Consider the following 19,843-nt stretch of genomic DNA (forward strand, 5'->3'; position numbering starts at 1 on the left):
TCATACTAAATTGTCGACGGCAGCCTGCTCAATGACGAGGCCTTTTTTGTATCTTTCGATAAAGGTTTCAAACCCTTTTACGTCGATCGGATCGGGATGAATTTCTTGTGACTCAACATCATTGAACACTTTGTGGTCGAGGAAGTCTTCCAAGCGTTCTTCCTGAGCTTTGCTCATCATGTAAGAGGCTAGAATGGACATGCCCCACGCCCCGCCTTCTCCAGCAGTCGACATCACGGAGACGGGTACATTCATAGCGGCGGCCATCATCTTTTGACCGACTACCGGAGTCTTAAATAAACCGCCGTGTCCTAGAATGCTGTCAATCGCAACATTCTCTTCCTTCGTCAAAATGTCCATACCGATCTTCAAAGCTCCAAATGCAGTGAATAAATGAACCCGCATAAAATTAGCCAAATTGAATTTGCTTTCCGGCGAGCGAACAAATAATGGACGCCCTTGCTCCAATCCCGTAATATTCTCACCCGAGAGGTAGCCATAGCTGAGTAATCCGCCGCCATCCGGATCGGCTTCCAGCGCTTTATTCAGCATCACGCTGTACAACTGCTCGTTATCTATCTTATTCCCCACGGCTTCAGAGTACTCGCGGAACAATCCGATCCAGGCGTTGATATCACTGGAACAGTTATTGGCATGAACCATGCCAACCGGACTACCGTTCGGCGTGGTGACCATATCGATCTCCGGATATACTTTAGAAAGCTCTTGCTCCAGTACTATCATAGCAAAAACAGAGGTGCCAACAGACACATTACCAGTACGCTTCCTTACGCTATTCGTCGCGACCATCCCGGTTCCGGCATCCCCTTCTGGAGGACAAAGCGGAATACCTGCTTGCAATTGGTTGGATGGATCGAGAATTTTCGCGCCCTCTTCGGTTAAGACACCAGCTTCTTTACCTGCGGTATACACCTTGGGAAGCAGATCATTGATTTTCCATGGGTATCCCTTGCCAGCTACGAGTTCATCAAACTGCTTGATCATCGATTCATTATAATTGCCTATGGATTCATCAATCGGGAACATCCCTGAAGCATCTCCGATACCAAGAGCTTTGGTTCCGGTCAACAGCCAATGAATATATCCTGCTAACGTCGTAACATAGCGGATCTGCGGCACATGTTCCTCATCGTTTAAGATCGCTTGATACAGATGAGCAATGCTCCATCGTTCAGGGATATTAAATTGGAATAGATCGGTCAATTGTTTGGCCGCTGCCCCCGTCGTTGCATTACGCCAAGTCCGGAACGGTACGAGTAATTCATTCTTCTCATCAAAAGCCATATATCCGTGCATCATCGCAGAAAACCCGATTGAACCGATCGTTTGAAGAGTAATTCCGTAAGCGCGTTCAACTTCTTGCTTCAATTCGGAGTAAGCCTTTTGAAGACCTGTGATAACATCCTCTAAGCTATACGTCCAAAAGCCGTCCTTCAACTGGTTCTCCCATTCGTAGCTTCCAGAAGCAATCGTCTGAAAGCTACGATCAATAAGTACTGCTTTAATACGTGTGGATCCGAATTCAATACCAAGCGAAGTCTCGCCCTTAACGATCGCTTGTTCCATACTCATTCGATTCGACATCACGTTAGTCTCCTCTCTGATAGCGCTTTTTAAAGTAAGGTCTTATTTTAAGATTAAGCTTTTCTTATTAACAATTCTAGTATATTTTTTTGTACGTACATTTGTCAACACATTACGATAGATATACATACAAGTTTATAATAGCATGAGACGACACTAGCTTTCAAACAACAAATCTACGCGTCATCATAAGGATTGCTCCCTCTTTTTATTTTTTTCACAATCATGCTATAATTTGTACATACAAGTATTCTAAATATGCAAATATATAGCGAACAAGTATGGAAGAAGGAGTAACATGAAACCTAAATATCAAGTGATCATTGATGATATAAAAAGCAAAATCCTTGCCGGAGATTACAGTGTAGGAGAACAAATTCCTACAGAGTCCGCCATGCAGTCCATGTACGAGGTTAGCAGACAGACCGTTCGAAAAGCGATTTTAGGACTAGCCACCGAAGGGTTCCTGCGAAGCGAGAAAGGGTCTGGAACTTATGTCAGCAACCAATACCGCTCGAAATCCGGCGGTAATTCCCATAAGAAGACCATCGGCGTAATCACTACTTACATCTCCGATTACATCTTCCCTTCCATTATCCGGGGGATCGAAAGCAGATTGAACGAGGATAATTATTCATTGCTATTAGCCAGTACTAATAACGATGTAGAACAAGAAAAAAAGGCTTTGGAAATGATGCTGTCATATGGTGTAGACGGCCTAATTATTGAACCTACGAAAAGCAATCTATACAATCCAAATATTGCTTACTACCTGTCTTTTAAGGAACAAGAAATTCCGTTCGTGATGATCAATGCTTTTTATGAGGAAATTGAGGTGCCTTTTCTTTGTCTCGATGATGTGCAGTCCAGCTATTTGGCTACGAAGGAACTCATTTCCAATGGACACACACAAATCGGACTTATTGCCAAAATGGATGATTTACAAGGGAAATATCGAATGAAGGGGTATATCAAAGCCCTTGGTGAAGCCAAATTGCGCTTTGATCCAGAGCATGTTCTCTCATTTGACACGGAGACGAAGAAAGCGCTGGCTACAGACCTAAAGGATTTCTTGAGTAAAAACAGAGAGATGCTCACAGCTATCGTTTGCTACAATGATGAGGTCGGCTTGGAAGTGGTCAACGCTTGCAGACAGCTTGATATTTCTATTCCGGAACAATTATCGTTAATAGGCCAGGACAATTCCTATATCGCTAAAAACGCGAACATTAAGTTAACGACCCTTACGCACCCTCAAGAACAAATGGGACGTGATGCGGCGGATTGGGTCATTAAGAAATTACAAGGTAAGAAAGATTTGCAAAACCACACTTACTATCAGCCCGTATTAATCGAAGGTGAAACGGTATTAAAGAGACCGTAGGCCCCTTAAATACACTGACACAAGGGCTGCGTATCCTGACATTTCTACGAGACCGAAACTTTCACCGGCTAGAAGATACGTACTTGCCTCGGCTTGCCGACAACAAAATAATAGCCCTGGCTTAGTCGGCCAAGGCTATTTTCGACTTTCAGTTGCACCATTTGGGGGCTAATGCATACCGAATCCTTCCCCTCGCCAACTTTCGCTTGCACAGATCCCCAGAAGGAAATTTTAATATTAAAAGTCCACCGTTGTTCAATAAGATTAAAAAGAGATATAGTTATCCGTTCTATTTACAATAACTTCGAAGTACTTTGTGAGTTTTTACTTCTATAATGTTTTATATTGAATTCATTAACTGGAAGAAGTATTCAGGTTTGTGAGTCTTATTTAGGTTATACCATGAATGTAATGTATCTGGTGCAAATACATCTAATTTTTTCAGTACTTCCTTCGCAAATTCCAGAGGAGCTATTCCTGATGCAGTAATTAAATTCTCACCAGATACCGCAGGTTCCATCTCATAATATTTTTCTCCTTTATAATTAGGACAAACCGTTTTAATATACTCTAAGTTGTTGCTTGTATGCTTTCTAGAATCTAGGTATCCCATATTCGCAAGGGCCTCGGTTGCACCACAAATCGCAGCAACAATCGTACCAATCTTTAAAGCTTCGCCAATTTTTTTCAAGATTGGTTGATGAATAACTTCTCCCCAAGTATTCCCTCCAGGTAAAACAAAAAGATCATTACTCTCGAGAGTACACTCATCAAGGGAAATATCGGGTTTGATGCTCAGTCCCCCCATCGTGGTAATCATTTCTTTATTAGCTCCTACTGTAACTACTTTTAAAGGTGCTATATCCCTTTTGAAATATCTTCCTGTGTTTAGTTCAGCAATTAAGTATCCATATTCCCAGTCTGACATTGTGTTAAATACATATAGATAAACTTTTTTTGTCTGCATCCAATAACACTCCCAATCACAATTGATACAGCCAATTATAATATAACTACCCTGACAGCTAACGTCAGGGTAGTTATCATATTTGATGAAATTTTATTAATTCCGACAGAACTTCAATAAGTCTTTTCTTTAGATTTATTGGTTCAATAACTTGAATAGATTTACCGTACGGTAAAAGTAAATAAGGTACATATGTATGTATCATATCCTTTTCAAGAAGAAATACTGCTTGATTTGAAGTCCGTTCTTGTAAGTAATGTCCTAAAAACCAATGTTGGCAAATATCTCCCAAAGCCCTTCTATCCCCATTAATAACCAAAGGGGTGATCCCTTCCTTATCATCTAGAGTTGGAAGGAGGTTTTCCATAAAAAAGTCACGTGCTGAAAAATTTTCTGGCTGATTAAACTTATTTTCGGTTAGCATTAGACTTTCAATTCGATCTACTCTAAAACTACGGATATCATTCCTAAGATGACAAAATCCAATCACATACCACTTATTATTCCAATAGATAATTTTGTACGGATTGACCAATCTATTATTTAATTGCTTTTCGCCACTTTTATGGTAAAGAATTTTTACTGAGTACCCCTCAGATACGGCCTGCTCCAACTCCTTCAAAAAAGGTTCCGTAGAGAGTGAACTAAATCGACTTATTACTTCAAGACTAATTAAATGTTGGTTTATCTTTGTTTCCTGCTCTTGATTTGAGTATTTACTTAGTTTTGAAATAGCCCTGTTTAGTGCCTCCCCTCCATAATATCCGGCTTCTTCTGCAAAAACAGCAGCGTGAAATAGTGAAGTTTGCTCCTCAAAATCAAAAAAAAGAGGAGCCTCAATAAAATTGTTCAATAAAGTGTATCCACCGTTATATCCTGGTTCTGAAATTATAGGTACGCCACTTGTTGAAAGTGTATCAATATAACGATACACAGTCCTTATATTCATCTCTAACTTTTCTGAAATTTGTTTTGCAGTAATTTTTTCACCTGAACGAAGCATCCATAGAATTGCTAACATATTGTCTATTTTAGCCATATAATCCCACCTTTATGTGGAGTTTATTTTCTATTGTATATTTTCAATTCTCAGTATAACCCATCAACTGTTCCTTTCCGATAGCTTTCACGAGCCTATCTTTATTATTGGTAGATTCCCAGAAGGTGAGCAGGTGACCGATTACACGATCATGGCTACCATCCTTCCGTTAGTTATTCCCTTTTAATATTCGTATTGCTCCATTAAGCGTCGTGTAGTTGCAGCCGGTTTTCATTGATTCGATCAAATAGGGCTAAATATAATACCAAATCATTTCGCATTGGGGAAGGAAATAGAGGATGAGAAATGGCAGAAGCACGGAATGAGAAATCAATGCAGACCCTATGAAGAAATGGAGTGTTATTAGACGGAAATTGTCCTAAATCAGCTTCTTAAGTTAAAATTAGCTAAATGCCGTCCTCATTTCATTAATATAAAGAAGCATCAGAAAGGAGAATGTTGAATGTCTTTATTCCCTTATACTTCCTATGACGCTGTAGGGCTCGCTCAGCTAGTCCGAGAGAAAGGGGTTTCGCCCGGTGAGCTCATACATGCTGCCATTGCACAAATCAACCAGCACAATCCTGAACTGAATGCCGTCGTGCATACTCGCTATGAAGCAGCTATTCAAGAAGCTGAACAAGTCAGTATCGGCGAACAGCCGTTTGCAGGCGTGCCTATTTTGCTAAAAGATATTTCTCAAGCCATCGGCGGTGAGCCGCTGACTTCTGGCTCCCGTCTGTTCCAGCATCATAAAGCAAAGTCGGATTCCCATTTTGTCGCCAAACTTCGAAGAGCGGGGTTTATTCCCATCGGGCATACCAATACCCCCGAGTTCGGACTGAAAAATATCACAGAGCCGCAATTGTATGGCCCAACACGCAATCCTTGGAATCCTCTCTATTCAGCCGGAGGTTCAAGCGGAGGTGCCGCAGCTGCAGTCGCTTCCGGTATGGTTCCACTTGCAGGCGCAAGCGACGGCGGCGGATCAATCCGGATTCCGGCTTCGTTCAGCGGCCTGTTTGGACTTAAGCCAACACGCGGCCGGACTCCGGTAGGTCCTGGTGTCGGCAGGCAGTGGCAAGGCGCCTCAATTGATTTTGCTTTATCCAGGACGGTTCGAGACAGCGCAGCCCTGCTTGATGTGCTCCAGGTAGTGCAGAATGAAGCTGCATTTCAGGTTCCATTATATCCGGGAAGCTATCTCGAAGATATGTATCGAGCTAACGATAGAACATATCGTTTTGCCTACACCATCGACTCTCCTGTAGGCACTGAGGTTAGTGAAGAAGCCAAACAAGCCGTGCTTCGGTTAGTGGAGTATCTGGAAGCGGAGGGCCACTTGGTCGAAGAGAAATTAAGTCCCGTCAACGGTGTGCATCTTATGGAAAATTACTACATGATGAACAGCGGCGAAATGGCTGCCATGGTGCTTACCATAGAGCGCTCGCTCGGAAGATCGATTACATCAGAGGATATTGAAATTGAAGGCTGGGTGCTGCTTGAAGCCGGACGCAAGCTATCAGCCGCTGAATATGCGCTCAGTCTTTCGGCATGGGATGTAGCTGCTGCCCAAATGAATACGATTTTTGATACGTACGATTTCTATATTACACCGGCGACGGCCTCCCCTGCCCCACTTGTCGGAGAACTAACGCCGAGCCCTGAACAGATCCAGCATTTGCTTGCTGTAAGCGAGCTTTCAAAAGAAAAACAGCAGGAACTGATTTACAAAATGTTTGAGCCAAGTTTGACCTATACCCCGTTCACTCAGTTGGCTAACCTGACGGGGGCACCGGCCATGAGCGTTCCGATTTTTCTCACCAAGTCAGGATTGCCATTAGGGGTACAAATCATGTCTTCCAAGGGACGGGAACATGATTTGTTCTCTCTTGCCCATCTTTTAGAAAACTCTTCATTATGGATAAGCTGACGCTTTTATTTGCAAATTTGTTCCTGGGCGACATCGTTTGCAACTGGTAACGTATGGTTTCCTCTCTGCGCTTTACAAAAAAACCGACTCTAAATTTAGAGTCGGTTTAGTATTATAAATAACTATGTTCTTCTTTGCTTTCGGGAATTCTCCAAAACATAACTGGAATAAGCAGGAGTGAAAGAATACTCCCAGCGAAAGAAAGTGCAGCAAAGCTGAAATAAGCCACCACCATACCTGATAACACTCCTCCCACCGCACCAGCGAGAGCGATTAATACGTCGACAGCTCCTTACACTTTTGCGCGATTTGATGGAGTTGTTGCATCGATAATTAGTGCCGTACCGCTAATCAATCCAAAATTCCAGCCCAACCCCAACAGTGAAAGAGCAACGATTAATACTCCCATTGAATGCCCAGGTGCAATCGCTGCGATTACTCCGGCAATCAGAAGCGTAGCTCCAGAAGCAATCGACATCGCAGTACGCCCAATCTTATCTACGAGGATACCGGTGATCAGGGATGGAAGATACATCGATCCGATATGAAAACCAATGACAATTCCAACTTCACTTAATCCATGTCCATGATGTTTCATATGAACAGGCGTCATGGTCATGATAGAAACCATAACAATTTGCGTTAATATCATGATTGCTGCTCCAATCATGATTCCACGCTTTCCTGCTCCTATATTAGCCGTTTCGATGGCTGTGGAAGCGTATTGCTCATTTTTTTCCAGAGCCGCAATAGCATTTGCTACCAGCAAAGGATCGGGCCGAAGAAAAGCAAGCAGAACGACTCCCGCTAGAATGTAAGCCACTGCTGCCAAAAGAAAAGGTCCTGCTAAACTTGGAACGCCTATCGAAAGTGCAAATTCCCCAGTGACATCAACTAAATTCGGGCCAGCAACCGCGCCAAATGTTGTGAACACCATAGCAATACTAGCTGCAGTGGCCCGCTGTTTTGAACTGGCCAAGTCTGTTCCGGCATAACGCGCTTGCAAATTCGTTGCCGTCCCTGCCCCATAAATCAGCAGCGAAAATAAAAGAAGTGCAATACTATTGGCTATAGCAGCCGCCACCACCCCAATGGCCCCTATACCGCCAGCTAGAAATCCCAAGCCCAATCCCCAACTCCTTCCAAAGCGTTGGGAAAGTCGGCCAACCAACAAAGCCGCACCTGCTGAACCTAACGTAAACAGTGCTGTTGGGACACCCGTAAAATTATCAGTTCCTAGCATATCCTGAGCCAAAAGCGCTCCTACTGTAATTCCAGCTGCGAGACCGGCGCCTCCAAAAATTTGTGAAAGAATAACTATGGCTAAGGTACGGCGGTATAATTTATTTTTCTCTTCAGGAGAATCAACATAGCTTTGCACGGAGATTGGCAGCTTCTTTAATTCTGTTCTCGAAGACATTGTAGATCCGACATCCTTCCATCCTCTTAGATTAAGTTAGTTACAAATGCATTCCAATCATGAACTCTCTTGCCCAAACGCGCAGCCTGAATTCCTTTTGATTTCAACAACTCTATTGCCTTGATAGACATCAAGCAGTACGGGCCTCTGCAATACGCTACAACTCTAGCACTTGCGGGCAACGATGCTAACTGCTCAGCCAGCTCTTCCATAGGCATCGATAAAGCGCCAGGTATATGAGCAGCGTCATACTCATCTTTTGGACGTACGTCAATAAGGGTTACCTCTCCGGCTTCCATACGTTTCAAGAGTTCTTTCATTGAGATTTCTTCTACATCTGACAGTTGCCCTAAGAATTCGTTTTTAATATGATCAATTTCAATTAATTGTTTATCAGCTAGTCCATAAAGAGAATCTAAGAAATGTAACACAGCAGGATCAGCCAGCTCATAAAAAACGAAGTTCCCTTGTTTTTTAGAATCTACCAATTTAGCATGATGTAGAGTTTGCAGATGCTGAGAAACATTAGCTATGGACATGGAAGTCATTTTCGATATACTCTCCACCGATTTTGGGCCTTGTACTAAAACATCCAGGATCTCTAATCGTTTCGGGCTTGAAAGGCACTTGCCAACCCGTGCATATTCTTTAAATAGTTCATCTTTAAAGTATCTTTCATTCATCAAAATCAACACCTCAATAATTCAATTGATTTATTGAATAGTTTAATTGCTGATGTTTCGTATGTCAATTGAAATACTTAAAAACAATTTTTTGGAATGACAAAAAATCCTTCATGGGTATGAAGGATTTCGGAATATTGTTGAATCTTGCAGGTAAAATTTTAAAATTAAAATCTGATAGTGATTTTTAAATTCGAGAATTTCATCCTCTGTTGCGTATCTGAAATGCAACCTTCGTCCCTGCGCCTAACGTGCTTTTAATTTGAAGCCCTGTTCCAAAATGTCGTTTTAAACGCTGATTCGTATTGATCAATCCGACTCCTGAATTTCGATCTGCTTTTCTTTGTAATATGCGCTGCATTTGGGTTTCGTCCATGCCGATCCCATCATCCTCAACGGTGATTTCTGCATGTTTCTCATAAAGAGAAATCCTAATATATATTTTCCCCCCGTGCGCACGCTTCATTATGCCATGTATTATCGCATTTTCGACTAAAGGCTGGATCGAAAGAAATGGTACTTTTAGTTCCTCGTAATCATCTACCTCCCAAATCACCTCGAGTCTTTCATCAAACCGAACCTTTTCAATATACAGATAAGAACGTACTAGACTCAATTCCTCTTCGATTGGAACAAGTCCATCCATATTTTGAAAGCTAAATTTATTTCTTAAAAAATGGCTGAACTCTTCAAGCAAGTCCCGCATCTTATCCAAATTGACATCACTTAAAGCGGCTATAGCGTTTAGGGCATTAAATAAAAAATGAGGCTGAATTTGTGCTTGCAGCCAGGCAGCTTCTAGCCGCAATTGTTCCTTGACGACTTGTTTAATCGTGGTCAGCGCCTCAATCCGCGATCTTATCTCTAGGGGTTCCACCGGCTTAGTCACATAATCGTTTGCACCTGCCAAAAAACCGCTTTGAATATCTTTCGGTTGACTTCTTGCAGTAAGCAGCAAAACAGGCAGTTCCGTGAGTGTAAAGCGCTCACGAATCTTTTGCGTAAGCTCATAGCCGGACATCCGCGGCATCATCACATCGGAAATGACCAGATCCCATTCTCTTGCATCAAGTATCGCCAACGCCTCCTTACCGCTCGTCACCATCGTTGTATCATATTCGTCTTGGGGTAATATCGCTTCAAGCACTTGAAGATTGACCGGATCATCATCCACAATGAGGATGAGCGGGCGATCCCGATTCATTTCTATTGAAATTGTTTGTTTCACAGCTGGCGGAACTTCAACTTTTTCCAAACTGACTGAAACTTCTTCCTGAGTCGCCAAAGATGGCGCTCCCGGATTTGCAAGCTTTAGCGAAAATGTAAATTTTGTGCCCTCGCCTACAACAGAAGACACCTCTATCGCACCGCCATGAAGCTCAACCAACTGCTTGCTTATACTTAAGCCCAACCCAAAGCCGCCTTCAATCAATGTCTCGCTCGTACCCGCTTGCTCATACGGACGGAATAGACGCTTTATCATATTCTCATCCATCCCGATCCCGGTATCAGTAATATCAATATAAGCTCTTCCATCCTTCGCAAAAGCTTGGATTGAAATGACTCCTTCATTTGTATATTTCACAGCATTATGAAGTAAATTGAAGATGATTTGAACAACCCGATTCTCATCCGCAAAGACAGGTGGGAAATCATCGGGAATTTGATTCGAGATTTTTATCGACTTCACTTCCAAGTTTAATTGCAGCATATCAAGTACTCCCGTCACGATCGGCTGTATCTGTATGACTTTTTTCTGCAGACGCGGGTTGCCCTCCCGCAAACTCATGACGTCAATCAAATCATTTAATATCAAGGTTAGACGCCGTCCTACAGACAAGACCGTTTCTAGCTCATGAATGCTCCTTTCCTGCATTAAATGCTGCTCTCTCTTTAAGACGGATTGTGACATGTTAAGCATGCTATGTAACGGATTTTTAAACTCATGGGAAGTGTTTGCCAAAAATTGATCCTTATGATCATTCATTCTTTGCAATGTTGCTGCAAGCTCCTTGGTATTCGCATGCATGTTAAAATAATCTTTAAACCATACAGAAGCCAAAAAGCCCATAGAAAGAATCAACTCAAACGGATAGTAGACTAGACTCAAACCGCTTTCCCGCCAGATTAACGACCAAACAAAATGATGAATCAACACAACCATTGAAACAAGCAATAGCAAATTGCCCTTTCTATCCTTGACCGCTTTTTTAAAGATTGCAATCATCGTAATCCCTGCAGCAATTCCGCTCAGCAGGAAATAAACCGGAAAGAGCATAATCACCTGAGGGGGATCTAAGAACAACGTGATCCCGGCCGTCCCGAAGCTTATTGCACGATATACAGGATACACTCGTCTCCAATAAGGAAGTTCACGGTGATGCGTACACCCTAACAAAGCATAGGTTCCTATAACAAGAGCAACATTAGATAACCGAAAATCCCAACTGCTGCCCATATAAAATAATTGGTGAAACAACTTCTCATCATTGCTTAATACACTAGTAAGTGTTACACATAGGGTCACCAAGGAAAAATAAAGCAGCCTCTTCTCCTTATTGCCCAATAAGAACAAGATGAGCGAGTAGATCGAATGCATAAGAAATATTATCGCAGCCAGAAGCTGCATGGAAACAGAGACTTTCATGTCCGTTAAAATCGTTTCTTCAGAACCGAATTTGATGGATCGGACGATGCCGCTGCTTCGGCTATCCACATAATTTGCCGCCTGAACAACAAGCTCGATGACACCGTTATCGTCTGCCGTAAAGGTTGTTGTATAAGGCAGGTTCTTTGCAGTATAATCCTCCTTCGTTTCCGCCACGCGCCCGGATTTAGCAATCAAACGCCCATTGACGAATAATTCTGATGAAGTACGCACGCTGGGCACGCGAATACTATAGTTCATATCCTCTTCAGGATTTACATAAAGACGCAAGCGATAGGAAGCAAATCCATATGGAGTTGGCTTATCAGCATCCAAAGCTTCATTCCAACCCCCTGGCACCTGGATCAGCTGTGGTTTCATCTCACTTAAATCTTGCTGCTGTCTGCCATCCATCAGCCATTGCGAGGGATAAAACTCCCATTCCCCATCCAGCAAAAGAACATCGCCGTCTTGGGCATTCCAATCACGCAAATCTAACTGCCCATTTTGAATAAACACCTTTTTTTGATCAGGGAAAAAATCCATCCAAAAAAGACGCAAGCTCGATAGAGTGACTAGTAATAACGCTAATAATAAAATAAGATGGCTCTTTCTCATTGGTTGCTTTGCCGAATTATTTGCCAAGAAACACTCCTCCCCTGAATATACTATAACAAACATGACGGATAAACGGACGATATGATCTACGAGGTCTTCCTCAAAAGACAAAACAATAGGACAGGCGAGCGGGAAGTAGTAAAACTTCGCCGTCGCCTGTCCTGATTCAGTCCGAGATTACACGGATTACTCCGGTGTTCCTTCGGTCACGCCATGGATATAGGTGAGCCAAGGAGTATCCAAAGCCCCTTGCCCCGGGTTATAAGTAAAGAAGTACTCCACGGTATCCCCTTGTTGCAGGTTATTCAGAGGATAAGTGTAATCGCCGTTTCCGTTTGAGGTCATGGCTACGTTCATTTGCGCACCATGATTGATCTTGTAATGCAGATCGGCAAAGGTTGCGCCATTAACGTAGAACAGCAAGTCATCGCCTGTTTTCTTTAGGCCCCGCACCTCATCGCCGATAATGATCGTGGTAGATGGCCCCGGCACATTTCCATTTCCAGGGCTGCCTCCGCCATTTTCTTTATAGACCCGCACATAATCGACCTGCATCGTGGCAGGAATATCGGATGGATTCGGGGTGATGCCGCCGTCAAACATTCCGCCGATCGCCAGATTCATAATAAGATAGAAAGGCTGGTCGAAAGGCGCGTTTGGATTGTTTGGTGCAGCTAGCGAATACCATTGCTCATTGGTCACTTTAAAGAAAAATTTGCCATCCACATACCATTTGATGTTGTCCTCTTCCCAAACGACGGAATATACATGAAAATCATTGTCGATGGTTTGGCCTTCAGGGAACTGATATTCGCCAGAAATATGCTGGTTCGCCGGCCATGTTCCGCCAAAGTGTACGGCACCGGTCGACATGCCAGGCAAACGCCCTCTCGCTTCCATTACATCGATTTCGCCGGATGCTGCCCATGTCCCGTAAGGGCTGTCTTGTGGAAGCATCCACAATGCCGGCCACACGCCATGGCCTGTCGGCAGCTTTGCGCGGAAGTCGACTCGGCCATATTTAAGGTTAAAATGATCCTTCGTGTTAACTTTACCAGATGAGTATTGCGCAAACCGGTTTGGATCCTGCGGGAAAGACTTGGAATCATGCAGAGCCCGGAGATTCAGTTGCCCGTCCTGTACGAATACGTTTTGCGGACTGTCGGTATAGTGCTGCAGCTCCGAATTGCCCCAGCCCCATGTACCAGGATCATCATTAAGATAATAGCCTTGTTCGTAGTTCCATTTGCTCATATCCAGACCGGTGCCATTAAATTCATCCTGCCAAATGAGATCCATGCCCGCGATCACTGGGTCGTTTGGCGTTCCAATAGCAATATCCTCATGATCGCTTACATCCGGTCGAGGGGCATTCGGATTGCCGATCAATGTGTAGTTAACATAATTGTTTCCGATGCTGCCGCCCTTTTGCCCGTTTAATGGATAGCCGATACGAATCTGCATATCTTCCTGGATCGGTTGGAACCACAAGCCATAAATGTAATCAGCCCAGTACCCCCATTGATTCTTATCGGACATATTGTTGTAGCCGTTCGCGGAGTATGAAAACCCGCTCTGACCCGAATCCCCCAAATTAACCCATTGCCCATTGATGTTAATCTCGTATACGAAATTGTCAAGCTCCGTGCCGATCGCCGCGCCTCCGTCAATTTTAGGCAGCGGGATGCCGATCGTACCGCTTTCATCCGCCGTAAAGGTCGTTCCTTCATAAGGAGTAATGACATATGAATTTCTTTCGGCTTCATTAAAGATGATCGTATATACGACATGAACCAAAGAACTCTTCGATTCCAATTTGACGTTGATCGACTCCGTTACGTTAAACCAGTAGCCGCCCCCGCCTTCAGTAAATTGACCGAAGTTTCGATCATAAATCCAGCCGCTCGCCGCATTATTGTCGATATCGATCCATGCGCTGCTGTTTACAGGCTTCACATACACCTTCAGATCTTCAGCGACAGCATCATAAATGACGGCAGGGTCGTTGTTGAAGGTTGGATAAGTGAAGCCCGCTCCACCCGTAAAGCTAGCGGCAATCTCCGGCCCTTGAGTAGGTGTCATGGCCGTAATCGTAGTTTTGTTGATGTTCTGAAACTCAAGCGTGTATTCCAAAGCAACCCCATTCGTCTTGGAGTACAGTTGAATCTCGGTCGTTGCTGAGAGAGTGAACCAATAACCGGTAAAGCCTCCGTCGCTCCAGTGTCCCCAGTTCTGGTTATAGATAAAGCTGCTGACACTGTCAATATCGACCCAGTTGCCGCTCACTTTCACATTAACGCCTACGTCATGAGCAACATCACTCCAAGTTGCGGAGCCTCCGTTGAATATGGGCATGACAAAACCGTAGCTGGCTTGTCCTACGCCTGACTTGGAAATGACAGGCCCGTCTGCTGCTGAGAAATAATCCATAGAGATAACTGCGGTTTCTGCAGCCTGGACCTTTGAGGTGGACCATAGGCCAGCACTAGCCAGCAATACAATCACTAAGAGCAAACTCAATCCCTTCTGCAAATACCGCCTTTCCGTTGTGTGATTTCCCTTCATAAAATACACTCCCTTATCAAAAGTAGATGTACCCAGCCTTAACGCCTTTAAGAAAGCGCTTGCAGCGAGAGTGTCTTTATTCTATCGAATTCCCATTCCGATGAATAGGTACCGTTTTTAGGATTGTGTCCCAATATTTCGGCATCCTCGCTTGCAATGAATAAATTTCCTTCTTTAACAAACACTACAGTTATGAGGAGGCTGATATATTATGTGTCAACGTCTTTCCATGGCGGCCGAGCTGCCGGATGTTCAAGAGCATTTTCAGATTGAACGGGTGATGTACTACTATAAAAACCGCTATAATATCAGCCCGACGCAGAATATGCCGGTCGTCCTGCAACAAAACGGGGAGCGAATTCTGGATGAGTTTCGTTGGGGGTTCATTCCTTACTGGGGAAAAGATGCGATCAATGCAGATCTTAGAAATGTGCATCAGAATCCGACCTATCGCAAAATGGTGGACAGGCAGCGCTGCGTCATTCCGTGCAATGGATTGTATTATTGGAAACAGCAAGGAAAAAGATCATATGCGGTGCGGGTGGTCATGAAAAATCGGAGTATGTTTGGAGTCGCCGGGCTATACGAAATATGGCGCGACTCACGTGGAGAACCGCTCCGCACCTGCACCTTGGTCATGACGGATGCCAACCCGCTGATTGGTGAATTCGAGAGCCGGATGCCGGCGATTCTTTCTCCGGATAATATGGCCCGATGGCTCGATGAGCGGACAAATAACCTCGATGCGCTCGATCCGATTCTACGGCCCCATTCGGCAGAAGAAATGCATGTGTATGCCGTGACGCCGTTGATCGACAACAACAGACATGACACGGATGAATGCATCCGGGAAATGGATTTGAACCGGGCGTGGGTTAAGCGCTGAATCCCCAGCGCCCGGATAAAGTGAAGTTCTTTAAAATAATTTTGATCCCTGCAGATCCATCAGTTTGCTTGCTCGATATTAGGTTAACTTTCTCCGCACTAACTAACATGAAGGCAAGCAAAGCTATCACCACCAGCGGAAATGAAGTTATGCTCGTTTGTGTGGCAAGGAGTCCAAATGCGGGAGGAAGCAATGTGGTTCCTGTATAGGCGACAGCCATCTGATAACCCATAAGTCTTGCTGAATTCTCTCTCCCAAACCGAGACGGCGTTTCATGCACCCGCAACACTTAGCACCTGACCGTAGCGGATCAGCAAACGATTAGAGACTTTCAGCGTAATGAAGCCGGTAACCAGCCTTCCGACCGTTATCCCGCCATAGTATAGTGAGATCCACCATACAGCCGTCTCTGCAGTAATATTTCTTGCCCCGACCAGATAACTGGCTCCCCACAATCCTACGGTAGCCTCCACGCCGTAATAGAATAAAAAGGCAATAAGGGTTTGACGCCTCTAATACGAAAGACATTAACTTTGGCCATCATCTTCGATTGCTGTTTGTCGTTTTGTATATGCTCATCGTTTTGCGGCTGCTCAAGTTTTCGAGCTGCAGCGACGCGTTTCCATAAAGGGAGCGCAGCAAGAAAAATATAAACGAGTGCAAATTGAATTATGGCAACCGCAGCATAACCTCATGGTTACTTAATCTCTGCTCCAGCATTACTGCCAGATCTTCGATTGTATCCCAAACGATGGGACGGAGCTCTTTTGATTTTACAGGAAGTCTATTGGACTCGCTGCCCTTTATGATCCATATCACCGGGATGTTCAAACCAAGCGCATATCCTGCCGCAAAATACACCTCAGGGGATTGACCTGTTAAATCCGCGATAACCAATTTACTCTCCCCTATAAGTTCTAAGGAATATGGTTCAGAGTTCTCTGTTTCCTTAGGTGTAAGCAGGCGCGGCAGATAACCGTACTGCTCCATTTTAGGCATCAGTATTTGCAGCCAGTTCATCCTCATGTCCTCCTCATCCGAAATAAGGACGGAGCACGGCAATATTTTTTTTCCGCCAGCGCTTGCTTCTGCTTCCCTCCATCCTTTCTCCGTCAACTGAAAGGCCGTTCCTTCCCGGTTGAGCAGTGCCTCGCTTCTCAGTTTGTCCATGATATATACCAGCTCTTGCAGATTCGGAGAATACGTCAGATTGTAGCTGCTGGAGAGTGGATGAATGACCACCGATTCCCCCGGGCTCTTGGAATGTCTGTACAAATATTGCAGTAGACGGTTTCCTTTATCCTCAATGGACACAGGAATTCTCGGGGAGTTTACTATGGTTTCCAACTCCTTGGCGGTCAGAGTAACACTTTCATTACAATCTGTTAGCTCCCGGATATAAGCCGATACTAAGTGAAGCATGTCGCGTTTCTTTTGGTGTGGCAATGAATGAATAGGTTCATAGCTGTCTCTTAGCAAGCTGTAGAAGCCGGCGGGAGAACAGGCGCAGCCGATATATCTATCGTAATCGCCTTCCGGTGTAATGGGGACAATCTCATCGCAAAACAAACAGTGTCTTTTCATCATGACTACGCATCACCTCTTATCAATTGCTACCCTATACCTTATCAAGATTTTCTAAGAAAATGGACTGGAAGATCTTTCCCCAAATGAGTAAAAGACAGCCGGATATCCGACTGTCGTTTATCTGATTATATGATTTCTTTCCGTTTGTATAGATAAGTATATAGTATGATTCCGGCAACCGAACTTAACGCTGCGCATAAGCCTATAACGCCATAGCCGGCCTGAAGCCCCCGGAACAGACCAATTGGCGAATCCGCTCCGAAAATGCCCTTAGTGATTTCGATAACTCCCCCGATCAAGTAGTTGCCGATGACGCTGCCTACTCCCATCAATGTAACGGTAAACGTAATTGCAGTATCGCTGCCTTTCGGGTATCTTCTGGCAATAAAAGCCATGACCGTTGGGTAGATCATTGCAATGCCTACACCGGCGGCAGCGAATAGAAATGCTAAGTTTTCTCCGCCAAAGATTGCTGCAAAAGTACAAGCCGCCGATATCCCCGAGAATACAATCAATGATAAAGTAAAGCCAATTTTGTCGGTTAACGGCCCAAGCAAAAGCCGGGCAAGCGCAAAGCACAAGAAAAATGCTGACAACATGCTTGAAGCTGAAACCGTGCTCCAGCCGTAAGCTTTTTCGAGAAAATTAACGAGCCATCCTCCAACGGCCAATTCGGATACGACGCCAAAGGTTAGTACAAGCACCATCAGCCATATAACGGGATCTTTAAGCAATGTTTTTAGAGGTAAACGATCTTCTTGCTCGATGTCGTCCCCAGGGAAAGTACTGAACAATGCAAAAACAATCGGTATCACGGACAAGAGCAGCATGACTAGATACATGCCACGCCAGTCCAGCGTATAACCATTGATCGTAACCTCCATTAGCCCTGTCGCAATGAGCGGTGCAACCGTCGAGCTAAGGCCATAGAAACCGTGGCTTAAATTCATCATCGTTCCCGTGTTTTTCACAAAGATGCGGGCACCCAGAATAGCCAGCCCAATCTCGAGCATCCCGTTCCCAATATACATTAAGAAATAGGACGCCGAAAACAAGGAATAGTGCTGTGAGAAGAATATGAGGATACCCGAGATGGCCATCGCCGCAAAAGCTATAATCGTTACTCGTTTTATTCCCCATATCTTAGTGAGATAAGCCGTAAAAGAGCAAGCAATTAAATAGCCCAGCGCATTAAGGGACAATAAAGTGCCCAACTGTGATTCACTTAGCATAAAATCCAATTGAATGCGTGGAATTGCAGGTCCCTTTATATTTTCCGAAATACCGAAAATGATGAAGCCTATAAATATTGTAGCAAGCTGCATTGCGAATATTTTATTGAAATTTCCTGATCGTTTTCCCACTCTAAGCTGCTCCTTATCCATTATCTTTTTTCAATGATTCGCAGGCGATAGGCTAGGCTCTCCAGTGTCTCTGTCACCATACCTTTCATATATTCCTGGTGTGTGTCGTTTTTGACAAAAAGCTTTGGCATATGCTCCTCCGGAATGTGTTTCACGCACCCCTCATAGATTTCTTCCAGCTGCGCTTCACGGGGCAAATCCCCTGTTATCGCAATGGATACCGGGTTAATCAATGCAATGATCGAGGTTAGCGTTTGGATTGCCAGCCGGACAAAGCCTTCATCGGTGTGTAATTGCAGCAGCTGCTCCTCACGGGAGATTCCAAAAGGCAAAAAAGAAACCTCGCCACCGAACTTTGTGTTACCGGATAGAATTTGCCCGTTTACGATAAAGCCGGCACCGGGAAAATGTTTTTTTGGAAACGTGACTACGGCAAAGGTTTTTTCCTCTTCAAAGTTCTGCAGATGGTAAAACCCATAAACCGTCATATTCATATCGTTTTCAATTATGACTGGAATCGTATATTTTTCTTCGAGATACGGCCCCAGTGATTGGCCTGCAAGGTCAGGGACATCACAAACACCGATTACCCCGCAATGGGCGACCCCGGGTACTCCAATACCGATAGCCTGTGCATTGCTATGCTTGCTGAGCAATTCGCCGACCAAGCTATCGACCTCATCAACACCGATATGCATCAATTCCAACGAAGCTTCTTCGACGGTCTCGCCGATAAGATTAACGATACTGTAGCTGACCCAGTGGATGCCATCTTCCGTCTTGATCAGCAAACAAACGACGCAGCCAAAGTCAGCATTATACTCATACTGCATGGCCGGCCGCCCGCCGCTTGGTTCATCCGGCTTTACCTCGATCACTTCGCCGATTGCCACAAGATCGTTTAATATGGTTCCGCATGTAGCCACGCTTAAGCCGATTAAGCTTGCAATGGACGCTTTGGTGACCGTCCCCTGCGCTTTCAACGCATTTTTGACTAACTCAACATTCATTTTTTTAACTTGACTCGTATTATACGAGACAGGCTTCACTGTTCATAACCCCATTTCATAATACTTTTTAAAAGTCTTTTAATAATCGGATTATACCTTTGCCCTATTGTTCAGTCAATTGCAAAATAAGGAGCA

The 19,843-nt window shown here is 44.2% G+C and carries 13 protein-coding genes and 1 pseudogene; 3 read left to right on the top strand and 11 right to left on the bottom strand.

The features are described from left to right. Positions 1–1,605 carry a xylulokinase gene (locus CZ379_RS17780; RefSeq protein ID WP_407668678.1) on the bottom strand — a complete coding sequence of 535 codons (1,605 nt, stop codon included), beginning with the start codon at positions 1,603–1,605 and terminating at the stop codon, positions 1–3. Positions 1,606–1,903: 298 nt separating this feature from the next. On the opposite strand from CZ379_RS17780, the gene CZ379_RS17785 reads away from it, so the two are divergent. Then, positions 1,904–2,989, top strand: coding sequence for a GntR family transcriptional regulator (locus CZ379_RS17785; RefSeq protein ID WP_110932849.1), 1,086 nt, complete (start codon positions 1,904–1,906; stop codon positions 2,987–2,989). Between the two features lie 340 nt (positions 2,990–3,329). Here CZ379_RS17785 and CZ379_RS17790 read toward each other — a convergent pair whose 3' ends face one another. Then, positions 3,330–3,956: a type 1 glutamine amidotransferase family protein gene (locus CZ379_RS17790; RefSeq protein ID WP_110932850.1), complete on the bottom strand. Its 627-nt coding sequence runs from the start codon at positions 3,954–3,956 to the stop codon at positions 3,330–3,332. Between the two features lie 76 nt (positions 3,957–4,032). Continuing rightward, positions 4,033–4,995 (bottom strand): helix-turn-helix transcriptional regulator, encoded by a 963-nt coding sequence (locus CZ379_RS17795; protein ID WP_110932851.1) that lies wholly within the window; start codon positions 4,993–4,995, stop codon positions 4,033–4,035. 463 nt (positions 4,996–5,458) lie between these two features. Here CZ379_RS17795 and CZ379_RS17800 point away from each other — a divergent pair, with 463 nt between their 5' ends. Beyond that, positions 5,459–6,928 carry an amidase gene (locus CZ379_RS17800; protein WP_110932852.1) on the top strand — a complete coding sequence of 490 codons (1,470 nt, stop codon included), beginning with the start codon at positions 5,459–5,461 and terminating at the stop codon, positions 6,926–6,928. A gap of 292 nt (positions 6,929–7,220) precedes the next feature. Here the strand turns inward: CZ379_RS17800 and CZ379_RS17805 are convergent, their stop codons facing one another. From CZ379_RS17805 to CZ379_RS17820, 4 genes are all read right to left on the bottom strand, one after another. Continuing rightward, a complete protein-coding gene (locus tag CZ379_RS17805; protein ID WP_407668679.1) occupies positions 7,221–8,348 on the bottom strand; it encodes an MFS transporter in 1,128 nt (375 codons plus the stop codon). A 26-nt stretch (positions 8,349–8,374) separates the two neighbouring features. Continuing rightward, the gene (locus CZ379_RS17810) at positions 8,375–9,031 is read right to left on the bottom strand and encodes an ArsR/SmtB family transcription factor (RefSeq protein WP_110932853.1); all 657 of its coding nucleotides are present in this window, start codon (positions 9,029–9,031) and stop codon (positions 8,375–8,377) included. A 202-nt stretch (positions 9,032–9,233) separates the two neighbouring features. Then, on the bottom strand, positions 9,234–12,296 hold the full coding sequence (locus CZ379_RS17815; RefSeq protein WP_407668707.1) for a hybrid sensor histidine kinase/response regulator: 3,063 nt from the start codon (positions 12,294–12,296) through the stop codon (positions 9,234–9,236). 186 nt (positions 12,297–12,482) lie between these two features. Beyond that, positions 12,483–14,861: a glycoside hydrolase family 16 protein gene (locus CZ379_RS17820; RefSeq protein WP_110932855.1), complete on the bottom strand. Its 2,379-nt coding sequence runs from the start codon at positions 14,859–14,861 to the stop codon at positions 12,483–12,485. Positions 14,862–15,072: 211 nt separating this feature from the next. Here CZ379_RS17820 and CZ379_RS17825 point away from each other — a divergent pair, with 211 nt between their 5' ends. Then, positions 15,073–15,747, top strand: coding sequence for an SOS response-associated peptidase (locus CZ379_RS17825; protein ID WP_110932856.1), 675 nt, complete (start codon positions 15,073–15,075; stop codon positions 15,745–15,747). On the opposite strand, the pseudogene CZ379_RS26745 reads toward CZ379_RS17825, so the two are convergent. The 4 genes and pseudogenes from CZ379_RS26745 to CZ379_RS17850 all read right to left on the bottom strand — a co-directional run. Then, positions 15,737–16,438, bottom strand: a pseudogene (locus CZ379_RS26745) (MFS transporter); the annotation flags it as partial. The gene CZ379_RS17825 and the pseudogene CZ379_RS26745 overlap by 11 nt on opposite strands. Beyond that, the gene (locus CZ379_RS17840; RefSeq protein WP_110932859.1) at positions 16,417–17,334 is read right to left on the bottom strand and encodes a hypothetical protein; all 918 of its coding nucleotides are present in this window, start codon (positions 17,332–17,334) and stop codon (positions 16,417–16,419) included. The pseudogene CZ379_RS26745 and the gene CZ379_RS17840, both read right to left, overlap by 22 nt. 125 nt (positions 17,335–17,459) lie before the next feature. Next, a complete protein-coding gene (locus CZ379_RS17845) occupies positions 17,460–18,698 on the bottom strand; it encodes an MFS transporter (RefSeq protein ID WP_407668680.1) in 1,239 nt (412 codons plus the stop codon). Between the two features lie 20 nt (positions 18,699–18,718). Next, positions 18,719–19,747, bottom strand: a complete 1,029-nt coding sequence (locus CZ379_RS17850; RefSeq protein WP_110932861.1) for an ROK family protein — start codon at positions 19,745–19,747, stop codon at positions 18,719–18,721. Positions 19,748–19,843: the final 96 nt, after the last annotated feature.

This window comes from Paenibacillus bouchesdurhonensis, from assembly GCF_900155685.1.
Classification (GTDB): Bacteria; Bacillota; Bacilli; order Paenibacillales; family Paenibacillaceae; genus Fontibacillus; species Fontibacillus bouchesdurhonensis.